Raw genomic sequence first — 24,550 nt, forward strand, 5'->3', positions numbered from 1 at the left:
GAGGTGATGATATGACTGATTCACGAGCAATGTTTCAGAATCTCTTGGATCAAATGCAGTTACCGGAAGATATTCGACAGACTGCGATTTTTCAATCAGCTCAAATTCAAAAAGTTAAAGTCCATACTGAATCTCAGCAATGGACTTTTGTTTTAGAATTTGAACAAATTTTACCTGCCAAAACGTACCAAATTTTTTACCAACATTTACAGACCGCTTTTGAGGGCGTGAAGCTGGTGGACTTAGTTATTCAAACAAGCAATCAACAGTTCGATCAACAATTGCTCAATGCCTATTGGCCAATAGTGGTGGAACGCCAACAATTAAATGCGGCCATTTATCGAGAATTACAACAACAAGCCCCGCCTCAGTTGCTGGAACAAGAGCTGTTACTAACAGTTAATAATGAAGTTTTAAAAGATTATTTAACAAGTAAGTATTTGCAAGAGATGGAAACTACATTGCAACAGATGGGTTTTCCAAAAATGCGGATCAAAGTCTTAGTTGATCAATCGCAAACGCAGGCTCGAATTGAACAATTAAAACAACAGCAACAACAGCAGCAGCAACAATTGGTGGCAAATGTCAAAAAGGCCCAGGCTAACCCGACTAGTTCGGGGAAAGCCAGTTCCATTATTGGCAAAAAAATTGCTAGTGACACCCCCGTGGTAGCAATGAAAGATATTGTGGAAGAACAGCAATCAGTCGTAGTGGAAGGTTATATTTTTAGTTCCGAAGTACGCCAATTACGTTCAGGACGGCAATTGTTGATTTTAGAAGCCACTGATTATACGTCTTCCTTTGTTATTAAAAAGTTTTCCAAAAATGGTGATAGTGACGCTGTGTTCGCTGATTTTACGAAGGGGACTTGGCTGAAAGCGCGCGGCTCGGTACAAGAAGATAACTATTCCCGGGAATTAACGATTAATGCTTATGACTTAAATGTAATTAAAAAAATTGGGCGGCAGGATCAAGCTGAAGAAAAACGGATTGAACTGCATGTGCATACTAATATGAGCCAAATGGATGCGGTCAGTTCGACGACTGACTTGGTGAAACGGGCAGCGGACTGGCAGCAACCAGCAATTGCGATTACAGATCACTCGACAGCCCAATCATTTCCGGATGCTTATAGTGCTGGTCAAAAATACGGTGTCAAAATTATTTATGGAGTGGAAATTAATTTAGTCGATGAAGGAGAACCCATTGCCTACAACTTACGTGATGAAGCTTTGGCAACTGCAGAATATGTAGTCTTTGATGTGGAAACGACTGGTTTGTCGGCTGTTTATGATTCCATCATTGAATTGGCAGCTGTCAAAATGCAAGCTGGCAAAATCGTTGCGGAATTTGATGAATTTATTGATCCGGGACATCCTTTATCACAAACGACAATTAATTTAACTTCAATTACTGATGAAATGGTGCATAACAGTAATTCTGAACAAGAAGTGATGGATAAGTTTAATGACTTTGTTGGTGATGCCGTCTTAGCTGGTCATAATGTTACGTTTGATATTGGCTTTTTAAATGCAGCGCGCAGGCGTTGCGGCTATCAACCTGTCACGGTACCGATCATTGATACCCTAGAAATGTCGCGGACTTTACATTCAGAATATCGTAATCATAAGTTAGACAGCTTAGCTAAACGGTATGATATTAAGTTAGAGCACCACCATCGAGCTAATTCGGATGCCGCTACCACGGGTTATTTATTGTATGCTTTGTTTAAAGAAATGTTAGAGCAATTTGAAACGACGAACATTTTGCAATTAAATGATCATTTAGGTGGCCGCGAAGCATACAAACAAGCGCGGCCGTATCATGCAACTTTATTAGCCACCACCCAGGCTGGACTTAAAAACCTATTTAAGATTATTTCCAGTTCGATGACGGAATATTATTTCCGCACACCACGGGTACCGCGCCGAATTTTGAATGAATATCGTGCCGGAATAGTGGTCGGTTCTGCTTGCAGTTCCGGTGAAGTGTTTACAGCGATGATGCAAAAGGGCTACGATGAAGCTTATCAAAAAGCGCAGTTTTATGATTATTTAGAAGTCATGCCCCATGCGATTTACCAGCCCTTACTTGATTCTGGTTTGATTCAAGATCAAAGTGCGTTAGAAGAAATCTTGGGTAATATTGTGAAGCTGGGTCAAACGTTAGATAAGCCAGTCGTGGCGAGTGGGGACGTGCATTATTTAGATCCGAAAGATGCGATTTATCGTGATATTATTGTCAAGGCAGTAAAGAGTAACCCATTGGCACGACAAAAATTACCGCTAGCGGACTTTAAAACAACCACGGAAATGTTGCAAGAATTTCAATTCTTAGGTGAGCAAACTGCGCACCAAGTGGTCATTGATAATCCACAGATTGTTGCTGATTGGGTAGATGGTGCGATTACACCTGTAAAAAATAAATTGTATACGCCTAAGATGCCGGGGGCGGAACAAGAGATTCAAGATTTAACTTACAATAAAGCGCATGAGTTGTACGGTGATCCGTTGCCAGAAATTGTGCAAAAACGCTTGGACCGGGAGTTGAAGAGTATTATTGGTAACGGCTTTTCGGTCATTTATTTAATTTCACAGCGCTTAGTTTATAAGAGTAATAAAGATGGTTATTTAGTTGGTTCAAGAGGTTCCGTCGGCTCTAGTTTAGTGGCCACGATGACCGGAATTACCGAAGTTAATCCATTACCGCCCCATTATCGGTGTCCTCATTGTCAATATAGTGAGTTCTTCACGAAGGGTGAAGTGGGCTCTGGTTTTGATTTGCCTGATAAAGTGTGTCCACAATGTGGTCAAGAGTTGGCGAAAGATGGCCATGATATTCCGTTTGAAACCTTTTTAGGTTTTAATGGTGACAAAGTTCCGGATATTGATTTGAACTTTTCAGGTGATTACCAACCAATTGCCCATAATTATACAAAGGTCTTATTTGGTGAAGACCATGTTTTTCGGGCGGGAACGATTGGTACGGTGGCTGACCGGACAGCTTATGGTTACGTGAGCAACTATGAAGAATTAACGGATCAAAAATTTCGTGGTGCGGAAAAGGATCGTTTAGCAGCGGGAGCAACTGGCGTTAAGCGAACCACCGGTCAACATCCGGCGGGCATTATTGTTGTGCCAGATTATATGGATATTTATGATTTTACGCCCATTCAGTATCCAGCTGATGATCAAAGTGCTGCTTGGAAAACGACGCATTTTGATTTTCATTCCATTCACGATAATATTTTGAAACTGGATATCTTGGGCCATGATGATCCCACGATGATTCGGATGTTGCAAGACTTGTCAGGCATTGACCCGCAGACAATTCCCACTGATGATCCTGGGGTTATGGCGTTATTTTCCGGAACTGAATCATTAGGCGTGACGCCGGAGCAGATTGATTCCAAAATGGGAACATTAGGGGTACCGGAGTTTGGAACTAAATTTGTCCGAGGCATGCTGGAAGAAACGCATCCGACCACTTTTTCTGAATTATTACAGATTTCAGGGTTATCCCACGGTACGGATGTGTGGTTAGGTAACGCGGAAGAATATATTCAGCAAGGCATCGTCACGTTAAAAGATGTGATTGGTTGTCGTGATAATATTATGATGGACTTAATTCATTGGGGCTTAGAGCCGGGCATGTCTTTTCAAATTATGGAACATGTTCGTAAAGGTAAAGGAATCCCGGATGAATGGCAAAAAGTGATGCGCGCCAACGAAAATGTTCCTGATTGGTATATTGAATCTTGTTTGAAAATCAAGTATATGTTCCCGAAGGCGCATGCGACAGCATATATTATGATGGCGTTACGAATTGCCTACTTTAAAGTGCATATGCCGCTTATTTATTACTGCGCTTATTTGTCTGTCCGTGCAGATGTCTTTGACTTGGTTGCGATGGCCAGTGGTAAACAAGCCGTGAAGGCGGAGATGAAGTCTATTAATGAGCAGGGCAATGATGCGAGCGCTAAAGATAAGAGCTTGTTGACGGTTTTAGAAATTGTCAATGAATGTTTGGAACGCGGTATTCAGATTAAAATGGTTGATTTAGACCATTCGGATGCGATGAATTTTAAAATTTTGGATGATCATACATTGTTAGCCCCATTTGTGGCAGTCCCCAGTTTAGGCTTAAATGTGGCTAAACAAATTGTGGCCGCCCGTGAAGAACAGCCCTTTTTATCGAAAGAAGATTTATCGAAACGGGGCCATGTCTCCCAATCAATTATTGATTATTTAACCCAGAACCACGTTTTAGACGGCATGCCTGATGAGAATCAGTTGTCGTTGTTCTAAGAGTTCCAGTCTAAAACTTGAAAAAACCAGCTGGTAGTTATATACTTTAACTAAGTTGATTTCACATGACGAGTGAGCAGGAATGCTCACTCTTTTTATTGCAGGCTGCATGAAACTAGCTGAATAAGCACGATAGAAAGGGGTGTTGATTTGAATTCTGTTATTGACCAAGTTAAAAGTTTAGTCCAACCAATTTTAGCTGATCATGGTTTTTATTTAGTTGATTTAGAGTATGTCAAAGAAGCAGGTAGCTGGTATTTACGGCTGTATATTGATAAAGACGGGGGCATTGATATTGAAGAATGCGCTGTGGTTAATCAAGAATTAAGCGAACAATTAGATGCTCAAGACCCAGAACTGATTCCTAATGCTTACTTTTTGGAAGTATCTTCACCTGGTGCTGAACGTCCCATTAAGACGCAGCAAGATTTAACAAATGCACTGGACCAATACATTCATGTTAGTTTATATCAAAAGCTCAATGGTCAAAAAGTTTTTGAAGGTACTTTAAAAGAATTTGACGAGCAACAATTAAAGTTGGAAGTTAAGATTAAAGCGCAACGCAAAGTAATAGCTATCCCACGTCAACAAATAGCATCAATGCGTTTAGCAATTGAGTTTTAACTGTAAGGAGATCACGTTATGAGTAAAGAATTAGTGGGAGCACTAGATGCCTTAGAAAAAGAAAAAGGTATTTCTAAAGAATTAATTATTGATGCAATGGAAGATGCTTTAAAATCAGCTTATAAAAGAAATTATGGTCAAGCCCAAAATGTCGAAGTAATATTTGACGATAAAAAAGGCGATTTTCATATTTACACAGTCAAAGAAGTGGTGGAGCAAGTAGCAGATCAACGTTTGGAAATCAGCTTAACTGATGCTCAACAGGTGAATCGTGGCTATGAATTAGGCGATCATCTTAACGAAGAAGTCACTCCGAAAAACTTTGGCCGTATTGCCGCCCAAACGGCCAAACAAGTGGTGATGCAACGCGTTCGTGAAGCAGAACGGAATAACATTTATAATGAATATAGTCAGTACCAAGATGAAATTATTCAAGGTGTGATTCAGCGGCGCGATAATCGCTTTGTCTACATTAACTTTGGACGCGTTGAGGCGGTGATGGAACGAAAAGATCAAATTCCGAATGAATCATACCAACCTCAAGATCGGATTAAAGTTTATGTTTCTAAAGTTGACAATACTACTAAGGGACCACAAATTTTCGTTTCTCGGTCGCACCCCGGCCTAGTGAAACGCTTGTTTGAACAAGAAGTTCCGGAAATCTATGATGGAACCGTGGAAATTGTTTCGATTGCACGTGAAGCGGGCGATCGTACCAAAATTGCGGTACGGTCAACTGATGAAAATATTGATCCTGTCGGTACGACTGTGGGACCACGAGGCCAGCGAGTACAAGCAATTGTTGATGAATTAAACGGCGAGAATATTGATGTTGTTAAATGGGAGCCCAATCCTTCTGATTTTATTGCCAATGCTTTAAACCCTGCGGAAGTGATTGCCGTTCAATTTGATGATGAGACGAATCCCAAGTCTTGTATTGTCATTGTCCCCGACTATCATCTCTCTTTAGCCATTGGTAAACGCGGTCAAAATGCACGTTTGGCTGCGAAATTAACTGGTTTTAAGATTGATATTAAGCCTGAATCAGAAGTGGAATTTGTTGATGAAGCAGGCGATGAAGTCGATGAAGAGGATCTTGATTAAATGAATTAAGGTGGTGGTTGTTTGAAAACGAGAAAAGTACCGATGCGTAAAGATGTCTTAACTAATGAAATGGCCCCCAAACGTTTGTTAGTCCGGATTGTTCGGAACAAAGACGGCGAAGTTAGCGTTGACGAAACGGGCAAAAAGCCAGGGCGCGGAGCTTATGTGGGGTTAGACCCCGCAGCAGTTAAGCAGGCACAAAAAGATCATAAGTTAGACGAAATTTTAAAAACGAAGTTGACAGCTGAGTTTTATGAAGAGCTATATAATTATGTCGATCATCAAAAAGCACGGTTAGATTTGTTTGGTGAACTAGGTAAAAAACATTGACACAACAACGTATTTTGAATTTCTTGGGTCTGGCGAAACGAGCCCGTAAAATTGTTACTGGCCAAGAATTAGTTTTAAAAGCCATGAAAAATGGTCAGGTCTATTTTGTCTTTTTGGCAACAGATACTGGGGCTGTGGCTCAAAAATCATTTCAAACAACCCTCAAGCGACAGCAAATCCCATTTGATCAGACCTTTAATCAAATTCAACTCAGTCAGGCAATTGGTCAGGCAACTAAAGCCATTGCCATTACCGATCGGGGATTTGCTCAACGATTTCAAGAATTAATAACAAATAATTAAGGAGCGTGAATTTATGGGAAAGAAACGAGTTTATGAATTAGCAAAAGAGCTCCATGTTCCAAGTAAAGATTTGGTGGATATAGCCCGCAAGCATCATATGGAAATCTCGTCCCATATGGCAGTTTTAGATGATGCACAATTAAATGATTTAACTAAGATTGTACGTTCAACTAATCAGTCTCCAAAAACTCAATCACCAGTATCGAAAGATACGACTAATGCTAAAAGTAAAGGAAAAACAAAAATTAAAGTTACAGCTATCCGGCATGCGCCTAAACCTAATGATGTTAAGAAGAACCACCAGCATTCTAATAATAACCATAATAATAATGGTAATGAGCACCGTACACATCAAAATAATGAACACAGTCGTGGTCCAGTGACGACTAATAATAATCAAGGTCGTACTAATCAAAATCGTAATAACACGAATGCGCGACCAAATAATTCGCGCACTAATAATCGCAATCGTAATTTAAATAATGACCGGCGTTCATCCATGATGAATCGGGCTAGTGCGGGGCGGAAACATTTAGCGCAATATAAACAAAATGCGCAAGCTTCCGTGGAATCAATCGAACAAGCACGGCATCATGAACAGCGACAAAAAGAGCAAAGAGCAAAGCGTGCTAATGAGCGTGCAACTCAACAACGCTCACAAAGACCAACTACTAATCATTCCAGTCAAAGTGCTAACCGTAATCGGAATAATAGTAGTAATCAACAAGTTACGCGGAAGCCAACTACGACGCAAAAGCCAACGGTTAATCGCCCAACAACGCAACCGACTGCTGAAAAAACTACTTCGGATAATAATAATAAGCGACAACATGAGTTTACGAACAATCGTCGCAAAAATGAGCATATTGATTATCGCAATCGGCCCAAGCATAAAAACAAGCGTAAATTACGCAAGCAACAAGCTAGTCAACCGAAAAAGCCAATGCCACAACGGAAAGAACGGCCGTTACCAGAGGTTTTGGAATACTCAGTCGGCATGAATGCGCAAGACTTAGGTAAAATTTTACATCGGGAACCAGCTGAAATTGTTAAAAAGTTATTTATGTTGGGTGTGATGGTTAATCAAAACCAATCCTTAGATAAAGATACAATTGAAATTTTGGCCGCCGATTATGGCATTGATGCGCAAGAAAAGGTTGAAGAAGATATTACCGATTTGGATACCTTCTTTGAAGATGAAGTCAATAATACTGATAATTTGACTAATCGGCCACCAGTAGTTACGATCATGGGTCACGTTGATCATGGTAAAACTACTTTATTAGATAATTTACGGCATAGTCACGTCACGGCAGGTGAAGCGGGCGGTATTACCCAGCATATTGGTGCTTATCAAGTTCAATTAGATGGTCGCTTAATTACCTTCTTAGATACCCCAGGACACGCAGCCTTCTCTAACATGCGGGCGCGTGGTGCTGATATTACCGATATTGTTATTTTAGTAGTAGCGGCCGATGATGGTGTAATGCCCCAGACAATTGAGGCGATTAATCATGCCAAGGCAGCTAATGATCCAATTATTGTCGCTATTAATAAGATTGATAAACCAGATGCTAATCCCCAACATGTGACGGAAGAATTAATGAATTATGGTTTAATTCCTGAAAGCTATGGTGGTGATACCATCTTTGCTAATATTTCCGCTAAACAAGGCACGGGCATTGATGAATTATTACAAATGGTCTTATTAGAAGCTGACGTGTTAGAGTTAAAAGCTAACGCACAACAAAAAGCCGTGGGTACCGTAATTGAAGCCCGCTTAGATAAAGGCCGCGGTCCAGTTGCTAGTTTATTAGTGCAACAAGGAACCTTACACAAGGGTGATCCAATTGTCGTGGGGAATACCTTTGGTCGCGTTCGGGTGATGACGGATGATCGTGGTCGGCAAATTGAGTCTGCTTTACCATCACAACCAGTGATGATTACTGGCTTAAATGACGTACCACAGTCAGCCGATAAGTTTGTGGTCTTTGAAGATGAAAAGACAGCCCGGGCTGCTGGTGAAGAACGTGCTGAACGAGCACAAATGGAAGAACGCAAGCGGACTAACGCGGTCACCTTGGATAACTTGTTTGATACCATGAAACAAAATGATATGAAGAAAGTCGACGTCGTGATTAAAGCTGATGTCCAAGGCTCTGTGGAAGCTTTGCGCAATAGTTTGGAAAAAATTGAAGTCGAAGGTGTGCGGGTCAATATTATCCATGCTGCCGTAGGGGCAATTAATGAAAGTGATGTTACTTTAGCTTCAGCAAGTAATGCCATTATTATCGGTTTTAATGTACGGCCAACCGTGCAAGCTAAAATTCAAGCTGATAGTGAAAGTGTTGATATCCGGTTGCATAATGTTATTTATAACGCAATTGATGAAATTGAGTCAGCTATGAAGGGTATGCTAGAGCCTGTTTATGAAGAAAAGGTAACTGGTAATTTGACTGTACGGGAAACTTATAAAGTTTCTAAATTAGGAACGATTGCTGGGTGCATTGTGGATACCGGCTTGATTCAACGTGATAGCGGAGTTCGTTTAATCCGTAACGGAATTGTTGTTTATGAAGGAAAACTGGCCTCTTTGAAACGCTTTAAAGATGATGTTAAGGAAGTTAAGCAAGGCTTTGAATGTGGTTTGATGATCGAAAATTATAATGATATTAAGATTGATGATCAGATTGAAACTTATGTCATGCAAGAAGTTCCTGTCAAGTAGGAGGTGTTGTAATGAAATATCGTGTTGGTCGAGTTGAACAAGAAATCCAACGAGAAGTTAATGATATTTTGTTAAAACGGGTGCGTGATCCGCGTGTCAAGGAAGTAACTATTACGGGAGTCGAGGTAACTGGCGATTTACAGCAAGCTACAATTTACTTCAGTGTTTTGGCAGAGACCGCTAGTGCGGCGCAAAAAGCTACTGCTGGTTTGAATAAGGCCAAAGGCTTGATTCGGCGCGAATTAGGACACCGTTTATCAATTTATAAAACTCCAGATTTAATCTTTAAACAAGATGATTCCATTCGGTATGGTGAGCATATTGATGAATTGTTACGCCATTTAAATGAATCAGACAAATAGTCGCTTAGCGGCTTTTTTGTTACATATAATTGTATTGCGGGAAATCTTTCTAGTTAAGGCAATGCTATACTAAATTAGTTAATTAAATTATTAATGAGGTTATGATAATGAATGGTATTATTCCCCTGTATAAACCACGCGGTGTGACTAGTGCGGATTGCGTGTACCAATTGCGGAAGTTATTACATGAAAAAAAGATTGGTCATACTGGTACCTTGGATCCCGATGTCGATGGTGTCTTGGTCGTTTGTGTTGGTCAAGCCACGAAGTTAGTTAATTGGCTCTTGAACTCTGATAAAGTTTATCAAGGTCAAATCACTTTTGGTAGTGCGACGACAACTGAAGATGCCAGTGGTGAAGTCATTGCGCAGACAAAATTACGAGCACCAATTGCCGATGAGAAGATTAAATTAGGAATGCATAGTTTAACGGGTTTAATCCAGCAACAACCGCCAATGTATTCGGCGGTAAAAGTTAACGGTAAACGGCTGTATGAATATGCCCGAGCTCATCAGGAAGTGGAGCGTCCAATTCGGCAAGTAACGATTAAACAATTTGATTTATTAGCGGCCAGCCAATTTGATGAAGTGCAACAACAACAAACTTGTGAATTTTTAGTGCGGTGCAGTAAAGGCACCTATATTCGGACTTTGGCCGTGCAATTAGGGCAATATCTTCATTTGCCGGCGCACATGAGTCGTTTAACGAGAATTTATGGTGGTGGTTTTAAACTACAGGAGACTTGGACTTTAGAACAAATCAAACTGCAGTTGGCTCAAGGCCAAATGGATTTTTGTTTGCCGTTGAATGCAGCTTTTACAGACCAAATGCCACTGTATGAATTGACTGCTGCGCAATGGCAAGTGGTGCAAAACGGCGGTGCTATTCAGTTGCCTTCAACTGAGGAACAGGTTTTACTGATTTGGCAGCATCAAGTCAAAGCATTGTATCATTTACAAAATCAGAACTATGTTCCGCAAATTATGCTTTTAAAAAATGATAGGTGAGTAAATCGTGGAAGTTCAAATTTTAAAATATCCCTTTCAGCAGCAGTTAAAAATTCCGGCACGGCAAGTTTTAGCGGCGGGTTTTTTTGATGGCGTGCACCTCGGCCATCAAAATGTGATTAAAACGGCAGTACGGCTGGCGCATACGCGGCAACAACCAGCGGCAGTTTTGACGTTTGACCGCCATCCTATTGAAGTTTATCAACCGCAAAAAGTGACGGGAACGTTCCAGTATCTGACGCCATTTCAACGCAAACTAGAATTGTTTCAAGAATTACAAGTAGATATTGTCTATGTAGTAGAGTTTAATCCCATTTTGGCGCATTTAGCACCGCAAAAATTTGTCGAAGATTTTTTGTTGCGCTTGCATATTACAACTTTAGTGGCCGGCTTTGATTGGACCTTTGGCCCCAAAGAGATTGCGACCATGACGTATTTACGCCAGTTAGTCCAACAACGCTTTGAAATTGTAGAGATTCCTTCTTTAAATTTCGATCATGAAAAAATTTCTTCTACTAATATTCGCACAGCGTTACAGACGGATCAGATTCAACACGCTAATTTATTATTGGGTTATAATTACCAAAACCAAGGTCCAGTGGTTCACGGTTATCAAATGGGGCGGCAGTTGGGTTTTCCCACAGCTAATTTAGCTTTAAGCGCAGAGCAATTAGTTCCTAGCTTGGGTGTTTACGTCACACGAGTCAAAGTTGGTGATGACTGGTTCCCAGCGATGACTTCCGTTGGCCGGAATGTGACTTTTAAAAGGGGCAATAATCCAGTCACAGTAGAGGCTAATCTCTTAGACTTTGATCAAGATCTCTATGGTCAAGAAGTCCAAATTCAGTGGTTAAAATATTTACGTCCCGAAATTAAATTTGCTGACGCCCCGGCATTGGTGCAGCAATTACGACAAGATCAGCAAGCTACCGAAAATTATTTCAGAAAATAATAGCAACTAACTTGACATAGTGCTAATAGCTTGCTATATTTAACATTGTTAGCACTGATATATCAAGAGTGCTAAAAGCGAGGTGATTTGGTTTGATAACTGATCGTCAAGCTGCAATTTTAAAGGCAATTGTTCAACAATATATTGAAACGGGGCAACCTATTGGCTCGAAGGCTTTAATGGATCGGTTACCAATTCATGTGAGTTCGGCAACTATTCGCAATGACATGGCAAATTTAGAGAGTTTGGGTCTGATTGAAAAGATTCATTTGTCATCAGGACGGGTGCCTTCAGATAGTGGTTATCGGTACTATTTGGATCACCTGTTAACGCCGATAGATGTTTCGGAGCAAACTTCAGAAATCATTCATTCTGATTTTGCCAAACAACGCTTTACCAAAATTGATGAGATTGTTGCGCAGTCCGCTAAAATTCTCTCAACTTTGACAAGTTATACGGCCATTGCTTTAGGACCTGAGAGTGATAATACTGTTTTAACTGGTTTTCGAATTGTAGACTTGGGTAACAGTCAAGTCATGGCTATTATGGTAACTAGTGATGGAGCTGTTTATAATCAAGTGTATCGCTTAGAAACGGATATTGCAGCTGATCGTTTAGAAGCGGTCGTACGCATTATCAATGATCAATTAGTAGGTCAGACTTTGAATGAGGTTTCCAAGCGATTAAAGACTGATTTTCCTAAACTGGTGGCACAATATTTACAGACTCCAGATGGTTTTTTGTCAATTTTTGATGATATCTTAGATAAAGTTGCCGCCGATCATTTCTTTGTGGACGGTAAATCTAATTTATTTAACTACGTTGATACCCGTAATAGTGACAGTTTAAAGAGTTTGTATTCATTGTTTGACAGTGACCATAATTTAGCCAAGCTTTTGGGAATGGATCAGAATCTCAGTGATGATGATTCTAATAATCAAGGAATTAAGGTCCATTTGGGTGCTGAATTAGCGCCGCAAATATTGAATAATTATAGTTTGATTACCGCCAAATATAGTGTGGGCGTTCACGGTGATGGCTTAATTGCCCTCTTAGGTCCCACTAATATGCCTTATTCACAAGTGATTGGTTTAATTACCTCTTTACGTTATGAATTGGCAAAGCGGTTAATTGATTATTTTCAAGAACTAAATGGTAATTCAAGTTAGGAGGCGTGTTTATGACGAAACCCGAAATAGATCCGGAAGAGTTTCCTTCAGAAAAAGCTTCAGCAAAGAAAGCAGCTGCTAATGATCAAGAAAAAGTGGCATCCAGCAAAGATCAGGATGAACCAGCCACAGCCAAGCCAGCTGCTGATGAAGTGGTAGACAAACTATTAGATGCTAATCAAAAATTAGAAAAAGATTTAAAAGCTAGTCAAGATCAGGAGTTACGCTTACAAGCGGAAATTCAAAATATTAAAAAGCATAATCAACAAGAACAGGCTAGTTTAATTAAGTATGATGGACAAAAGTTAGCGACAGCTATTTTACCATCAATTGACAATTTAGAACGTGCACTACAAGCAAGTAGTGCCGATCAGACCAATGACGGCTTAATTACTGGTGTGCAGATGGTTTTAAAACATTTGAAGCAAGCATTAGCGGAAAATGATATTACTGAAATTAAAGCTTTGAATGAAAAATTTGATCCGACGATTCATCAGGCGGTGCAAACAGTAGCAAGTGATGATGAGCATCCAGCAGACACAGTGGTGCAAGTATTACAGGCCGGTTATCAATTAAAAGATCGCGTTTTGCGGCCAAGTATGGTTGTTGTGGCACAATAAATTAATTTAATGGAGAAGGTTTAATTAATGTCAAAAATTATCGGAATTGATTTAGGAACAACTAATTCAGCAGTTGCTGTTTTAGAAGGTGGCGACCCGAAGATTATTGCTAATCCAGAAGGCGGCCGGACTACACCATCAGTAGTTGCTTTTAAAGATGGTGAAACACAAGTTGGTGAAGTGGCTAAGCGGCAAGCAATTACCAACCCGAATACGATTTCTTCTATCAAACGCCACATTGGTGAAGCTGGCTATAAAGTCAATGTTGATGGCAAAGAATATACACCACAAGAAATTTCGGCCATGATTTTGCAATACATTAAAAACTTTGCAGAAAAATATTTGGGTGAAGAAGTTACTGAAGCGGTAATTACTGTACCAGCTTACTTCAATGACTCACAACGGCAAGCTACCAAAGATGCTGGTAAAATTGCTGGTTTAGATGTTAAACGGATTATTAATGAACCAACAGCTTCTGCTTTAGCTTATGGTTTAGATAAAAGTGATGCCGATGAAAAGGTCTTAGTTTACGATTTAGGTGGTGGGACTTTTGATGTTTCCGTTTTGGAATTAGGCGATGGCGTTTTCCAAGTATTGTCAACTAATGGTGATACCCATTTAGGTGGCGATGACTTTGATAATGCTATTATGGATTGGTTAGTCGCTGACTTTAAAGCGCAAAATCAAATTGACTTATCACAAGATAAGATGGCTTTACAACGGTTGAAAGATGCTGCTGAAAAAGCGAAAAAAGATTTATCTGGTGTGAGTGAAACGGAAATCAGTTTGCCATTTATTTCTGCTGGCCCTGCTGGCCCGTTGCATTTACAGACTACTTTATCGCGCGCTAAATTTAATGAATTAACAGCTGATTTAGTTGACCGGACAAAGATTCCGGTACAAAATGCTTTAAAAGATGCCGATTTAAGCAGTTCTGATATTGATAAAGTTATTTTAAACGGTGGTTCAACCCGGATTCCTGCGGTACAAGAAGCAGTTAAACAATGGACTGGTAAAGAACCCGATCATTCGATTAACCCTGATGAAGCTGTTGCTTTAGGAGCAGCCATTCAAGGTGGTGTGATTACTGGCGATGTGAAAGATGTGGTCTTGTTAGATGTTACGCCATTATCCTTAGGAATTGAAACAATGGGTGGTGTTTCCACTAAGTTAATTGATCGGAATACGACAATTCCAACCAGCAAGTCACAAGTCTTTTCAACAGCTGCGGACAACCAACCAGCAGTAGACATTCATGTTTTACAAGGTGAACGTTCGATGGCCGCTGATAACAAGACTTTAGGTCGGTTCCAGTTAACAGATATTCCTGCTGCTCCGCGAGGCGTCCCACAAATTGAAGTTAAGTTTGATATTGATAAAAACGGAATTGTTAATGTTTCTGCGAAAGATTTAGGCACTGGCAAATCACAGAAGATTACAATTAAGAGTTCATCTGGTTTATCCGATGAAGAAATTGAACGGATGAAAAAAGAAGCTCAAGAAAATGAAGAGTCTGATAAGAAGCGCAAAGAGGAAGCCGATCTCCGTAACGAAGTTGATCAATTGATCTTTACAACTGATAAGACTTTGAAAGACTTAGAAGGTAAAGTTTCTGAAGATGAAATTAAGAAGGCTACAGATGCAAAAGAAGCTTTGAAGAAAGCCCAAGCTGACAATAATTTGGAAGAAATGAAAGCCAAGAAGGACGATTTGAATAAAATTGTTCAAGATTTATCAGTGAAATTGTATCAACAAGCTCAAGATGCGCAACAAGCCCAAGGTGATGCGAACGCTAATAATTCTGATGCTAAGAATGATGGCGATAGTACCGTAGATGGCGATTTTAAGGAAGTTGACCCTGATAAAAACAAATAAGAGCGCGAATTAACTTGGAACCATTATTTGGGGTGTAGCTACTTGTTAGAATTAACGGCCTAGATTAAAAGTTCAAAGTTTGTATCTAAAAAAGTCAAATTACTAAATCCAGGTTTGGACGTTAGAATTTGACTCTTTTAGTGTTTAAAAGTGCTAGTTTGTGATTTTGGGAAAATTTTAGTTATTGAAAGAAAGGTTAAGTCAGATATGGATCCTTATGAAACTTTAGGTCTGGACCGCAACGCTTCAGAAGACGAGATTAAGCGGGCTTACCGTAAATTATCTAAAAAGTATCATCCCGACCTGAATAAAGCACCTGATGCGGAACAAAAGTTTAAAGAAGTTAATGAAGCCTACGAAATCTTGAAAGATCCGCAAAGAAAAGCCCAGTTTGATCAATACGGTTCCACTGATCAGCAAGCTGGCGGCCAAGGTTTCGGTGGTCAAGGCTTCGGTGGTTTTGATACGAATGGCTTCGGCGATTTTGGCGATATTTTTGACTCGTTTTTTGGTGGCGGCAGTCGGCGCCAAGCTGATCCTACCGCTCCACGGAAGGGCCAAGACTTGGAATACCGGATGAAAATTACTTTTGAAGAAGCTATTTTCGGTGGTAAAAAGACGATTCGCTACAATCGCAGTGAACAATGTCCAGATTGTCAGGGCTCAGGGGCCAAGGCTGGGACAAGCCCCAAAACTTGTCATAAATGTCAGGGAAGCGGACATATTACCGTTAACCAGCGTACTCCATTAGGGATGATGCAGAGTCAACAAGTCTGTGATGTCTGTGGTGGAACTGGTCAAGAAATTGAAGAAAAGTGTCCTACTTGCCATGGACGAGGCAAGATTACCAAAAGTCATGCAGTCGAAATTGATATTCCTGCAGGAATTGATAATTTGCAGCGGATGCGCTTAGATGGTCAGGGGGCTGCTGGTGATAATAAAGGTCCTTATGGTGATTTGTTTGTCACGTTTGAAGTTGAAGCCAGCAAACATTTTGAACGGCATGATATGACTATTTACTCGCATGAAACAATTTCGTTCCCACAAGCCGCTTTAGGTGATGAGATTAAAGTCAAAACGGTGCGTGGACAAGTGGAATTGCGAATTCCAGCTGGCACACAGTCAGGAACGGTCTTTAAACTTAAAGGGCAAGGAGTACCCGGTTTGCATGGTGGTGTCGGTGATCAACAGGTTCGCGTAGAAATCGTGACCCCCAAGCACTTAAATGAAAAACAAAAAGAAGCCTTACAGACTTTTGCACAATTAGGTGGTGCTAAGGTCAAAGAACAGGACAGGAATTTCTTTGAGCGGATGCGTGACAATATGAAAGATAAGTTTAAATAAGTGACCTGTTTACACGATTAGTCAATCAGGTTAGCGATTTTGCTCAAAAAATTAATTATTGTGTTTCAAAAAGTAAATTGTTTAATTGAGGCGCAGACTAGTTCATTCAAGCGAGTTGTGCGACTGTCGTCCCAATTTTTAGTGACAATTTATCAAAAATTAAATTGATTACTCAAGTAACCAGTTGCAAATTAATTGCAGGACTTAAAGCTGTTGATGGCTTTAGGTCCTTGTTTGTAATTAAGACGTCAGTGCGTCGCAGAAAAAATTAGTTTACAATTATCGTGTTCACGAGCTGGAGATTAGCCGGGGAATGGTCTTTTGTCAGCGGGAAATTTTTGATATAGTAAACCAAGAGAGCTATAAATGTGAATTTGGAATGAGGATTAATAATATGCCACAATCTGATTTAGAAAATAAACAAAAATATATTCGTAATTTTTCCATTGTTGCTCATATTGACCATGGTAAATCGACGATTGCCGACCGAATCTTAGAATTAACAGATACTGTCTCACAACGAGATATGGAAAATCAAGTTTTGGATGACATGGATATTGAACGTGAACGAGGGATTACGATTAAGTTAAACGCAGTTGAATTGAAGTATCAAGCTAAAGATGGGCATACTTACACGTTTCATTTAATCGATACCCCCGGACATGTCGATTTTTCTTATGAAGTATCGCGGAGTTTAGCGGCTTGCGAAGGTGCCTTATTAGTAGTGGATGCTGCGCAGGGTGTGCAAGCACAAACAATGGCGAATGCGTATTTAGCGGTTGATAATGATTTAGAGATTGTGCCAGTGATTAATAAAATTGATTTACCATCGGCGGATGCGGAACGTGTTAAATTAGAAATTACAGATATGATTGGCATTGATGCCGAGAATGCTGTATTAACGAGTGCCAAAAGTGGCTTAGGCATTGCTGATTTATTGGAACGGATCGTGCAAGATGTGCCAGCACCGACAGGCGATTTGACGGCTCCGTTAAAGGCCTTAATTTTTGACTCTGTTTACGATAGTTATCGTGGTGTGGTATTAAGCGTGCGGATTTTCGATGGCCAAGTCAAAGTTGGTGATCACATTAAATTAATGAGTAATGGCAAAGTTTTTGAAGTCACAGAAGTGGGTGTCATGTCTCCCAAAGCTGTTCCACGGGAATTCTTGAGTGTTGGTGATGTCGGTTATATTACTGCTAGTATTAAAAGTGTTCAAGATACGCGAGTGGGTGATACGATTACTTTAGCTGAGCAGCCGACCGCCCAAGCTTTGGCCGGCTATCGGCAAATTACCCCAATGGTCTATTCTGGTATGTATCCGGTAGATAATGCCAAATACGGCGATTTACGTGAGTCATTAGAGAAATTACAATTGAATGATGCTTCCCTGGAATTTGTACCTGAAACTTCCCAAGCCTTAGGGTTTGGTTTTCGGGTCGGTTTTTTAGGTTTATTGCATATGGATGTCATTCAAGAGCGGCTTGAACGGGAATTTAACTTGGACTTGATCATGACAGCTCCGTCCGTTAACTATAAAGTAATTTTGACGGACCAAACGACGAAGATTATTGATAACCCATCACAAATGCCGGATCCTTCGGAAATTCAGGAGATTCAAGAGCCGATGGTTAAAGCTGAAATTATGGTTCCGAAAGATTATGTCGGCGCAGTGATGGAATTGGCTCAACGCAAGCGGGGCCAATTTGATACGATGGATTATTTGGATGATTACCACGTTAATGTAGTTTATCGTTTACCATTAGCCGAAATTATCTATGATTTCTTTGATACTTTAAAGTCTAATACGCGTGGTTTTGCTTCCTTAGATTATCAAATTATTGGCTATCAACCTTCGAAAATGGTTAAGATGGATATTTTATTGAATTCACAACCCGTTGATGCGTTAAGTTTTATCGTCCATGAAGATTTTGCTTATCGGCGGGGACGGCAAATTGTCCAAAAGTTAAAGGGAATTATTCCCCGGCAGCAATTTGAAGTGGCTATTCAAGCGGCGATTGGTAATAAGATTGTGGCGCGTTCTACTGTGAAAGCTTATCGTAAAGATGTGACCGGACCACTATATGGTGGGGATCAAACCCGGAAAAATAAACTATTAGATAAACAAAAGCGGGGTAAGAAACGCATGAAAGAAGTGGGGAGTGTGACTGTTCCCCAAGCAGCCTTTATGGCAGTTTTACAAATGGATGATGATGATTTACAAAAATAGTTCAGTTGTTTTGGCAAAGTTAATTTGATTCTTCAAAGGCAGGTCCAGGGGTAAGCCATGAAAAAAATTGTAAAATATTGCGGAACATTCATTATTTTGGTAGTAGCATTAGCATTAATTTTTAATGGGCAAATTAAGTCTTTTATGGTTCGTCAATTATCACAGCAAAGTTTGTCATCTTTGACAGCTAAACAGGTTCATCAGAATAATTTAAAATCAGCTTCCTTTGATTTTTCTAAAGTTAAATCTATTAGTGTGCAACAAGTGGCGAAAGCCAGTGTACAAAAAAATGCCCCCATGATTGGCAAAATTGCTATTCCGTCCGTTAATTTACAGTTGCCGATTGTTAAAGGAATTGACGATAATGCTTTAGCGACCGGAGCGGGCACTATGAAACCTGATGAAAAAATGGGGCAGGGTAATTATGCTTTAGCTGGTCATTATATGACCCAAAAGGGCGCCTTGTTTTCGCCAATTTCTAATACGCAAATTGGGGATTTAATTTATATAACCGACTTATCCAGCGTTTATACGTATAAAATTACTTTAAAGCAAGTTATTTCACCCAAAGCCACTTGGCGGATTGATGATCAAGGTAAGCAGAAAATGATTAGTTTGATTACCTGTGCCGATGGCGGTGCGAATCGGTGGATTGTTCAAGGCAATTTGGTTAAAGCCCGCGTGGCTAATCGCGCAACTTTAGCAATTTTTGATTAGAGGTTAAAAAATTTGAGTTTACTATATCAATGGCAAAAAGCCGATTTGAACCAAACAGCTCAATTAAAGCAATTGGCTCAAAAACTCCAGTTGCCGTTATTTGTGGTGCAACTACTGAATCAACGTGGGATCAAAACTAGTCAAGAAATTCAACAATTTTTACAACCAGATCTGAAACAGTTAGCAGACCCATACCTTTTACATGATATGCAGCCAGCAATAGATAGGATTACTCAAGCAATTGTTGCTGGAGAGCAAATTTTAATTTATGGGGATTATGATGCTGATGGAATTACTAGTACGACTATTTTGACAGAAGCCATTACTAATTTGGGTGGTCAAGTGGATTACTTTATTCCGGATCGCTTTCAAGATGGTTATGGTCCAAACCTTGAACGTTACCAACAGTTTATTGCTCAAGGAGTCCAATTAATCGTTACTGTCGATAACGGCATTACTGGTGTGCAAGAGGTGGCATATGCGAACGCGCACGGAGTTGATGTTATTATTACGGACCACCATACACTGCCGAAACAATTGCCAGCAGCGTTAGCGATTGTGCACCCAGCCTTAGCTACCAATCAACGGGCGGCATATCCTTGTCCATACCTATCGGGTGCCGGAGTAGCTTTTAAAGTCGCGAGTGCTTTGTTAGACGAAGTCCCCGTTGATTTATTAGACTTGGCAGCAATCGGGACGATAGCTGATGTGATGGAACTGGTAGGTGAGAATCGCATTATTGTTACTTTTGGGTTACAACAAATGCAGACTCAAGAACGCAGCGGCTTAGCGGCATTAGCTAAAGTGGCCCATTTGAACTGGTCTACTTTAAATGAAGATGATGTCGCTTTTCAAATTGCTCCGCGGTTAAATGCGTTAGGCCGGCTGGACCAGGCTCAAAAAGGAGTCGACTTATTGTTAACTTTCGATGAAGAGCAAGCGCAAAGTTTGGCGAAAACAATTGATCAGTTTAATCAGCAACGTAAAGATTTAACACAGGAAGTATTTACAGCTGCTTGGCAACAGGCACAAGAGCAATTGGCAGCGGGACAACACGTCTTAGTTTTGGCTGCTGAAGATTGGCATCAGGGAATTTTAGGAGTTGTAGCTGGTAAAGTTTTACAACAAAGTGGTTGTCCAACCTTAGTGTTTCACATTGATGAACACCAGGTGGCAACTGGTTCTGGGCGCAGTAATGAGCAGTTTGATTTATATACGGCGCTAGCAAGTCAAGCCGATTTATATCAAAAATTTGGTGGTCATGCGCAGGCTTGTGGTTTAACGTTAGATGCAGCTTTGTTAGAGCAACTCAAGCAACGGTTAAATCAATTACCGCAAGCTTTACAATTAGATTTAACGCAAAAGCCTCAACAAACGTATGATTTAACAGTAGCGGCAACGGATTTGTCATTAGATTTTTACAAACAACTGCGGCGATTAGCGCCTTTTGGTCAGGGCAATTCCCAGCCCATGTTCAAGATTATTAATTTTCAGCATGCTCAAGTAGAATTTTTGGGTAAAAAAACGCAAACGCATTTGAAATTTCTGGTAGATCAACAACTCGAATGTTTGGCGTTCAATTGGGGTCAGTATAAGGAGCAATTAGCTACGAGTTCCATTCAAGTTTTATATGGCACGGTCATGATTAACAATTGGCATCGCCAACCCACAGTGCAATTAAAAGTAGTCGATGTCAAATTGGCCAATGAATTGGAGCAGCTGGTGGTACAACAACAGCAATTTATTGATGCGCGCGGGATTAGTTCGTTAAGCCAAATAACTAATGCCACGCCGCTGCTTTTTTTCCAGGAAAAAAATCGCCAGCATTTTGTACAGCAAATGCCCGGTTATTTGACTTATTTAGCTTCAGCAGAAGTACAACAATTAAAAACGGCAGTTTTAATGGATTGCCCACAACATATTCAGGATTTTGAAAATTTAATTGTTAAGTTGCCACAATTATCAAAATTGATTTTTATTTTTAAAAATCGCTTGCAACCATTGATGATTACGCCACAGCAATGGCATTTAGCTTTAAAATATTTAGTGACGCATCAGCAGTTACAAGTACAAGATTTACCAGTAGTAGCGCGGTACTTGAAACTAAATAATTCACAAATTAAATTAATAATTAAAGTGTTTTCTGAGTTGAAGTTTGTTACAATAGACAGTGGCTTGTTAAAATGGCCGGCTACGATACCGGCACGACAACTGAACGAATCACCGTTGTATCAGCAAAATCAAGCCCAGCTAAAGATTGTTCAGACTTTAATTGATTCGGATTTTCAACAATTAGTGCAATATGTTATTAAATTACAAAGTTAGAACTATCGAAGGAGAGTTATATGGATTTTAAGAAGTATGTAGCAGATGTTCCTAATTTTCCTGAACCAGGAATCTTGTTCCGTGATATTTCGCCATTAATGCATAATGGTGCCGTTTATGCGCAGGCAACTGATGAAATTGCCGCATATGCTAAAAAGCAGCAAACAGAAATGATTGTTGGTCCGGAAGCGCGGGGATTCATTGTGGGTTGCCCAGTAGCTTATAAATTAGGGGTAGGTTTTGCGCCAGCACGTAAAAAGGGAAAACTTCCTCGTGAGACAGTTTCTGTTTCTTATGATTTGGAATACGGTCAAGCGTCGTTGTATATGCAAAAAGATGCTGTGCAACCAGGACAACGAGTTTTAGTGGTTGATGATTTAATGGCCACAGGTGGAACCTTAGCTGCAACCATTAAATTGGTTGAAGAATTAGGGGGAATTGTGGTTGGAACTGCATTCTTGATCGAATTGACAGAGCTTCATGGTCGTGATAAAATTAAAAACTATGATATGTTTACTTTAATGCAATATTAAAGCAGGTTAACTGCTTTTTATGGAGAGTTGGCAGAGTGGTAATGCACCGGACTCGAAATCCGGCGAACCGATTCGATATCGGCGCGCAGGTTCAAATCCTGTACTCTCCTTTTAGACACGTTTTTTAAAGGCTTTTAAGCCTTTTTTATTTTACTCAAAAGTGGTACGAATGCTGTTAAATCAACGTTTATAAGATGTTTTTTAAAAACAACAAAGTGTTTAAAATATTTTAAATTTAAAAAGTCAGTGACCATTTGTGTGACCATTGACCTATTTTAGCTAAAAATGGTCACATGAAGTGGTGCTAGCTCATGTGACCCAAAGGATTTAAGATAAATTTTTTAAGATGTCGTTGGCACGTTCGTTCTCTTGCTCGTTTTGTTCCTTGAGCAGGTGCTCGTATGCTTTCATGGTTATGTTGGAATTCTTGTGACCAAGAATTTCAGATACATATTTGATTTGTAAATTTTGTGATAGAAGATAACTTGCAAACGTGTGCCGTAATCCGTGCATTCTGATTTGTTTAGAACGCGGAATGTCTATTTGGTCCTGAATGTAAATTAAGCTCTTAGAACAGCCTTCATTGGTAGGAATAGATAATTGTTCAGTTAAGAATACGATATTCTTTTCATTTCGTAATCCTGTTTGAAGCAACCATTCTAATTGATCCGTGTGTAATTGCATTAATATTTCTTTTAACGGGTCCATTAATTTAATCACGCGTTTGGAGCTGGCAGTTTTGGTTCTGGGAATAATCTTTTTGGTGTCCACATAATCATAGGTTTGATCAATGGTGATTTTCTGATTCTTAAAATCAATTTTATCCCAAGTTAAACCAGCAATCTCTTCATAGCGCATGCCAGTATAAGCACCGGTTAGAATCATGTAATAGGTGAGAGAGTGTAAACTCTTATTTTGACTAGCGTACTTGATTAACTGTTTAAATTGGTCAATAGTTAAATACTTAGCGGCACGCTTGCGACTTTGAGCACCATTCAATGTGACGTTTTTAGTGAAGTCTGAAGCAATGATTTGGTCGTTAATGGCGTCTTTAACACAAGAACGAATAATAGAATTGGTTTTAGAAATCGTGAGAGTAGAACGAGTCTTAGAATAGTCATTCATGAAGCTTTGATATTCAATTGGAGTGATGTCTTTGAGCTTAGTGTTAGGGAAGTAGTTGTTGATGACATTACCAATATTGTTAAAACGGTTCATTGAACTTTTGCCAACATTAGGCTTTTTAAAAACATCAACCCAATTCATATAATATTCATGGAAAGTGATGTTCCGTTTAGATAATGAACCACTGCGAACATGAATTTTGTATTCTTCTTCAGTTGCTGCTACTTTGGCTTCAGCCTTGGTTTTAAAACCTGATTGAGTTAAATATTTACGGTTATGATCATCATCAAAATAAGAGATACGATATCGCCAAAAATTACCACGTTTTTGAAAGCTTGCCATTGAATTTACCTCCAATTATCTGTAAAATGGTACACGAAAAGCGCATACCATATGTATGTTTTTCAGTTTAGTCATGTCCTGGACTTGGTAGGTGGGGGATATGGCTATTTTAATTATTTAATTTATCTAAAGATTCAAGCAAATGGGTTTACATTGGCTTAACAAAAAATTAGTATATACGTATAAGATAACTTGTGAAGGATAAACGCTGGGTCCCAAAATGGGGTAGATACATTATTGTATTGAGCATTCCTATGTGCCTGGGGTTATCTTTTTTATATATATGTTATTTGCTTCTACAATGTTTACATTTTATTATGCTGTAATTATAATAAGTTCATATAGGGATAGAGGGTGATGAAAATTATGGAAATGTATGTTAAAAAAAGAATTCCTGTTCACGCTTATCAAACCAATAAACCTGTTAATATTAAAACATTAGAAGGAACTATGCATGCAAATATTGGTGATTGGATAGTTATAGGTTCAGATAACGAAAAATGGCCGGTAAAAAAAGAGATTTTTGAAAAAACATATGAAAAGTATTAGGTTAT

Annotated in this window: 18 protein-coding genes, 1 tRNA gene and 1 pseudogene; 19 read left to right on the forward strand and 1 reads right to left on the reverse strand. The window is 39.6% G+C overall.

The window, feature by feature from the left end:
- Window positions 1-11: 11 nt before the first annotated feature.
- The 18 genes and pseudogenes from AC3B6B_RS04875 to AC3B6B_RS04960 all read left to right on the forward strand — a co-directional run bounded on the left by AC3B6B_RS04875 (window position 12) and on the right by AC3B6B_RS04960 (window position 22,639).
- Window positions 12-4,307 (forward strand): PolC-type DNA polymerase III, encoded by a 4,296-nt coding sequence (locus tag AC3B6B_RS04875; RefSeq protein WP_489757548.1) that lies wholly within the window; start codon window positions 12-14, stop codon window positions 4,305-4,307.
- Window positions 4,308-4,457: 150 nt separating this feature from the next.
- Window positions 4,458-4,931 carry a ribosome maturation factor RimP gene (rimP, locus tag AC3B6B_RS04880; RefSeq protein WP_489757549.1) on the forward strand — a complete coding sequence of 158 codons (474 nt, stop codon included), beginning with the start codon at window positions 4,458-4,460 and terminating at the stop codon, window positions 4,929-4,931.
- Between the two features lie 18 nt (window positions 4,932-4,949).
- Window positions 4,950-6,032: pseudogene (nusA, locus tag AC3B6B_RS04885) on the forward strand (transcription termination factor NusA); the annotation flags it as partial.
- 24 nt (window positions 6,033-6,056) lie between these two features.
- Window positions 6,057-6,365 (forward strand): RNase P modulator RnpM, encoded by a 309-nt coding sequence (gene rnpM, locus AC3B6B_RS04890; RefSeq protein ID WP_489757550.1) that lies wholly within the window; start codon window positions 6,057-6,059, stop codon window positions 6,363-6,365.
- Window positions 6,362-6,667 carry a L7Ae/L30e/S12e/Gadd45 family ribosomal protein gene (locus AC3B6B_RS04895; RefSeq protein ID WP_489757551.1) on the forward strand — a complete coding sequence of 102 codons (306 nt, stop codon included), beginning with the start codon at window positions 6,362-6,364 and terminating at the stop codon, window positions 6,665-6,667. The genes rnpM and AC3B6B_RS04895 overlap by 4 nt, the downstream gene beginning before the upstream one ends.
- 13 nt (window positions 6,668-6,680) lie before the next feature.
- A complete protein-coding gene (gene infB / locus AC3B6B_RS04900; RefSeq protein WP_489757552.1) occupies window positions 6,681-9,395 on the forward strand; it encodes a translation initiation factor IF-2 in 2,715 nt (904 codons plus the stop codon).
- 11 nt (window positions 9,396-9,406) lie between these two features.
- A complete protein-coding gene (rbfA, locus tag AC3B6B_RS04905) occupies window positions 9,407-9,757 on the forward strand; it encodes a 30S ribosome-binding factor RbfA (RefSeq protein WP_489757553.1) in 351 nt (116 codons plus the stop codon).
- A gap of 107 nt (window positions 9,758-9,864) precedes the next feature.
- Window positions 9,865-10,764 carry a tRNA pseudouridine(55) synthase TruB gene (gene truB / locus AC3B6B_RS04910; RefSeq protein WP_489757554.1) on the forward strand — a complete coding sequence of 300 codons (900 nt, stop codon included), beginning with the start codon at window positions 9,865-9,867 and terminating at the stop codon, window positions 10,762-10,764.
- A gap of 7 nt (window positions 10,765-10,771) precedes the next feature.
- Window positions 10,772-11,716, forward strand: coding sequence for a riboflavin biosynthesis protein RibF (ribF, locus tag AC3B6B_RS04915; RefSeq protein WP_489757555.1), 945 nt, complete (start codon window positions 10,772-10,774; stop codon window positions 11,714-11,716).
- A 92-nt stretch (window positions 11,717-11,808) separates the two neighbouring features.
- On the forward strand, window positions 11,809-12,885 hold the full coding sequence (gene hrcA, locus AC3B6B_RS04920; protein WP_489757556.1) for a heat-inducible transcriptional repressor HrcA: 1,077 nt from the start codon (window positions 11,809-11,811) through the stop codon (window positions 12,883-12,885).
- Window positions 12,886-12,896: 11 nt separating this feature from the next.
- Window positions 12,897-13,505, forward strand: a complete 609-nt coding sequence (gene grpE / locus AC3B6B_RS04925) for a nucleotide exchange factor GrpE (protein ID WP_489757557.1) — start codon at window positions 12,897-12,899, stop codon at window positions 13,503-13,505.
- A gap of 27 nt (window positions 13,506-13,532) precedes the next feature.
- Complete coding sequence (gene dnaK / locus AC3B6B_RS04930; RefSeq protein WP_489757558.1) at window positions 13,533-15,380, forward strand: molecular chaperone DnaK; 1,848 nt, start codon at window positions 13,533-13,535, stop codon at window positions 15,378-15,380.
- Between the two features lie 207 nt (window positions 15,381-15,587).
- Window positions 15,588-16,724, forward strand: coding sequence for a molecular chaperone DnaJ (gene dnaJ / locus AC3B6B_RS04935; RefSeq protein ID WP_489757559.1), 1,137 nt, complete (start codon window positions 15,588-15,590; stop codon window positions 16,722-16,724).
- A 394-nt stretch (window positions 16,725-17,118) separates the two neighbouring features.
- Window positions 17,119-18,954: a translation elongation factor 4 gene (gene lepA / locus AC3B6B_RS04940; RefSeq protein WP_489757560.1), complete on the forward strand. Its 1,836-nt coding sequence runs from the start codon at window positions 17,119-17,121 to the stop codon at window positions 18,952-18,954.
- Between the two features lie 57 nt (window positions 18,955-19,011).
- On the forward strand, window positions 19,012-19,671 hold the full coding sequence (locus AC3B6B_RS04945) for a class A sortase (protein ID WP_489757561.1): 660 nt from the start codon (window positions 19,012-19,014) through the stop codon (window positions 19,669-19,671).
- A gap of 12 nt (window positions 19,672-19,683) precedes the next feature.
- Window positions 19,684-21,996 carry a single-stranded-DNA-specific exonuclease RecJ gene (gene recJ, locus AC3B6B_RS04950; protein WP_489757562.1) on the forward strand — a complete coding sequence of 771 codons (2,313 nt, stop codon included), beginning with the start codon at window positions 19,684-19,686 and terminating at the stop codon, window positions 21,994-21,996.
- 20 nt (window positions 21,997-22,016) lie between these two features.
- Window positions 22,017-22,529, forward strand: coding sequence for an adenine phosphoribosyltransferase (locus AC3B6B_RS04955; protein ID WP_489757563.1), 513 nt, complete (start codon window positions 22,017-22,019; stop codon window positions 22,527-22,529).
- A 21-nt stretch (window positions 22,530-22,550) separates the two neighbouring features.
- Window positions 22,551-22,639: transfer RNA gene (locus AC3B6B_RS04960), tRNA-Ser, on the forward strand.
- A 217-nt stretch (window positions 22,640-22,856) separates the two neighbouring features.
- Here the strand turns inward: AC3B6B_RS04960 and AC3B6B_RS04965 are convergent.
- Window positions 22,857-23,996 carry a site-specific integrase gene (locus AC3B6B_RS04965; protein WP_489757564.1) on the reverse strand — a complete coding sequence of 380 codons (1,140 nt, stop codon included), beginning with the start codon at window positions 23,994-23,996 and terminating at the stop codon, window positions 22,857-22,859.
- Between the two features lie 357 nt (window positions 23,997-24,353).
- On the opposite strand from AC3B6B_RS04965, the gene AC3B6B_RS04970 reads away from it, so the two are divergent.
- On the forward strand, window positions 24,354-24,545 hold the full coding sequence (locus AC3B6B_RS04970; protein ID WP_489757565.1) for a hypothetical protein: 192 nt from the start codon (window positions 24,354-24,356) through the stop codon (window positions 24,543-24,545).
- Window positions 24,546-24,550 lie beyond the last annotated feature (5 nt).

The organism is Bombilactobacillus sp. ESL1197, assembly GCF_058107145.1.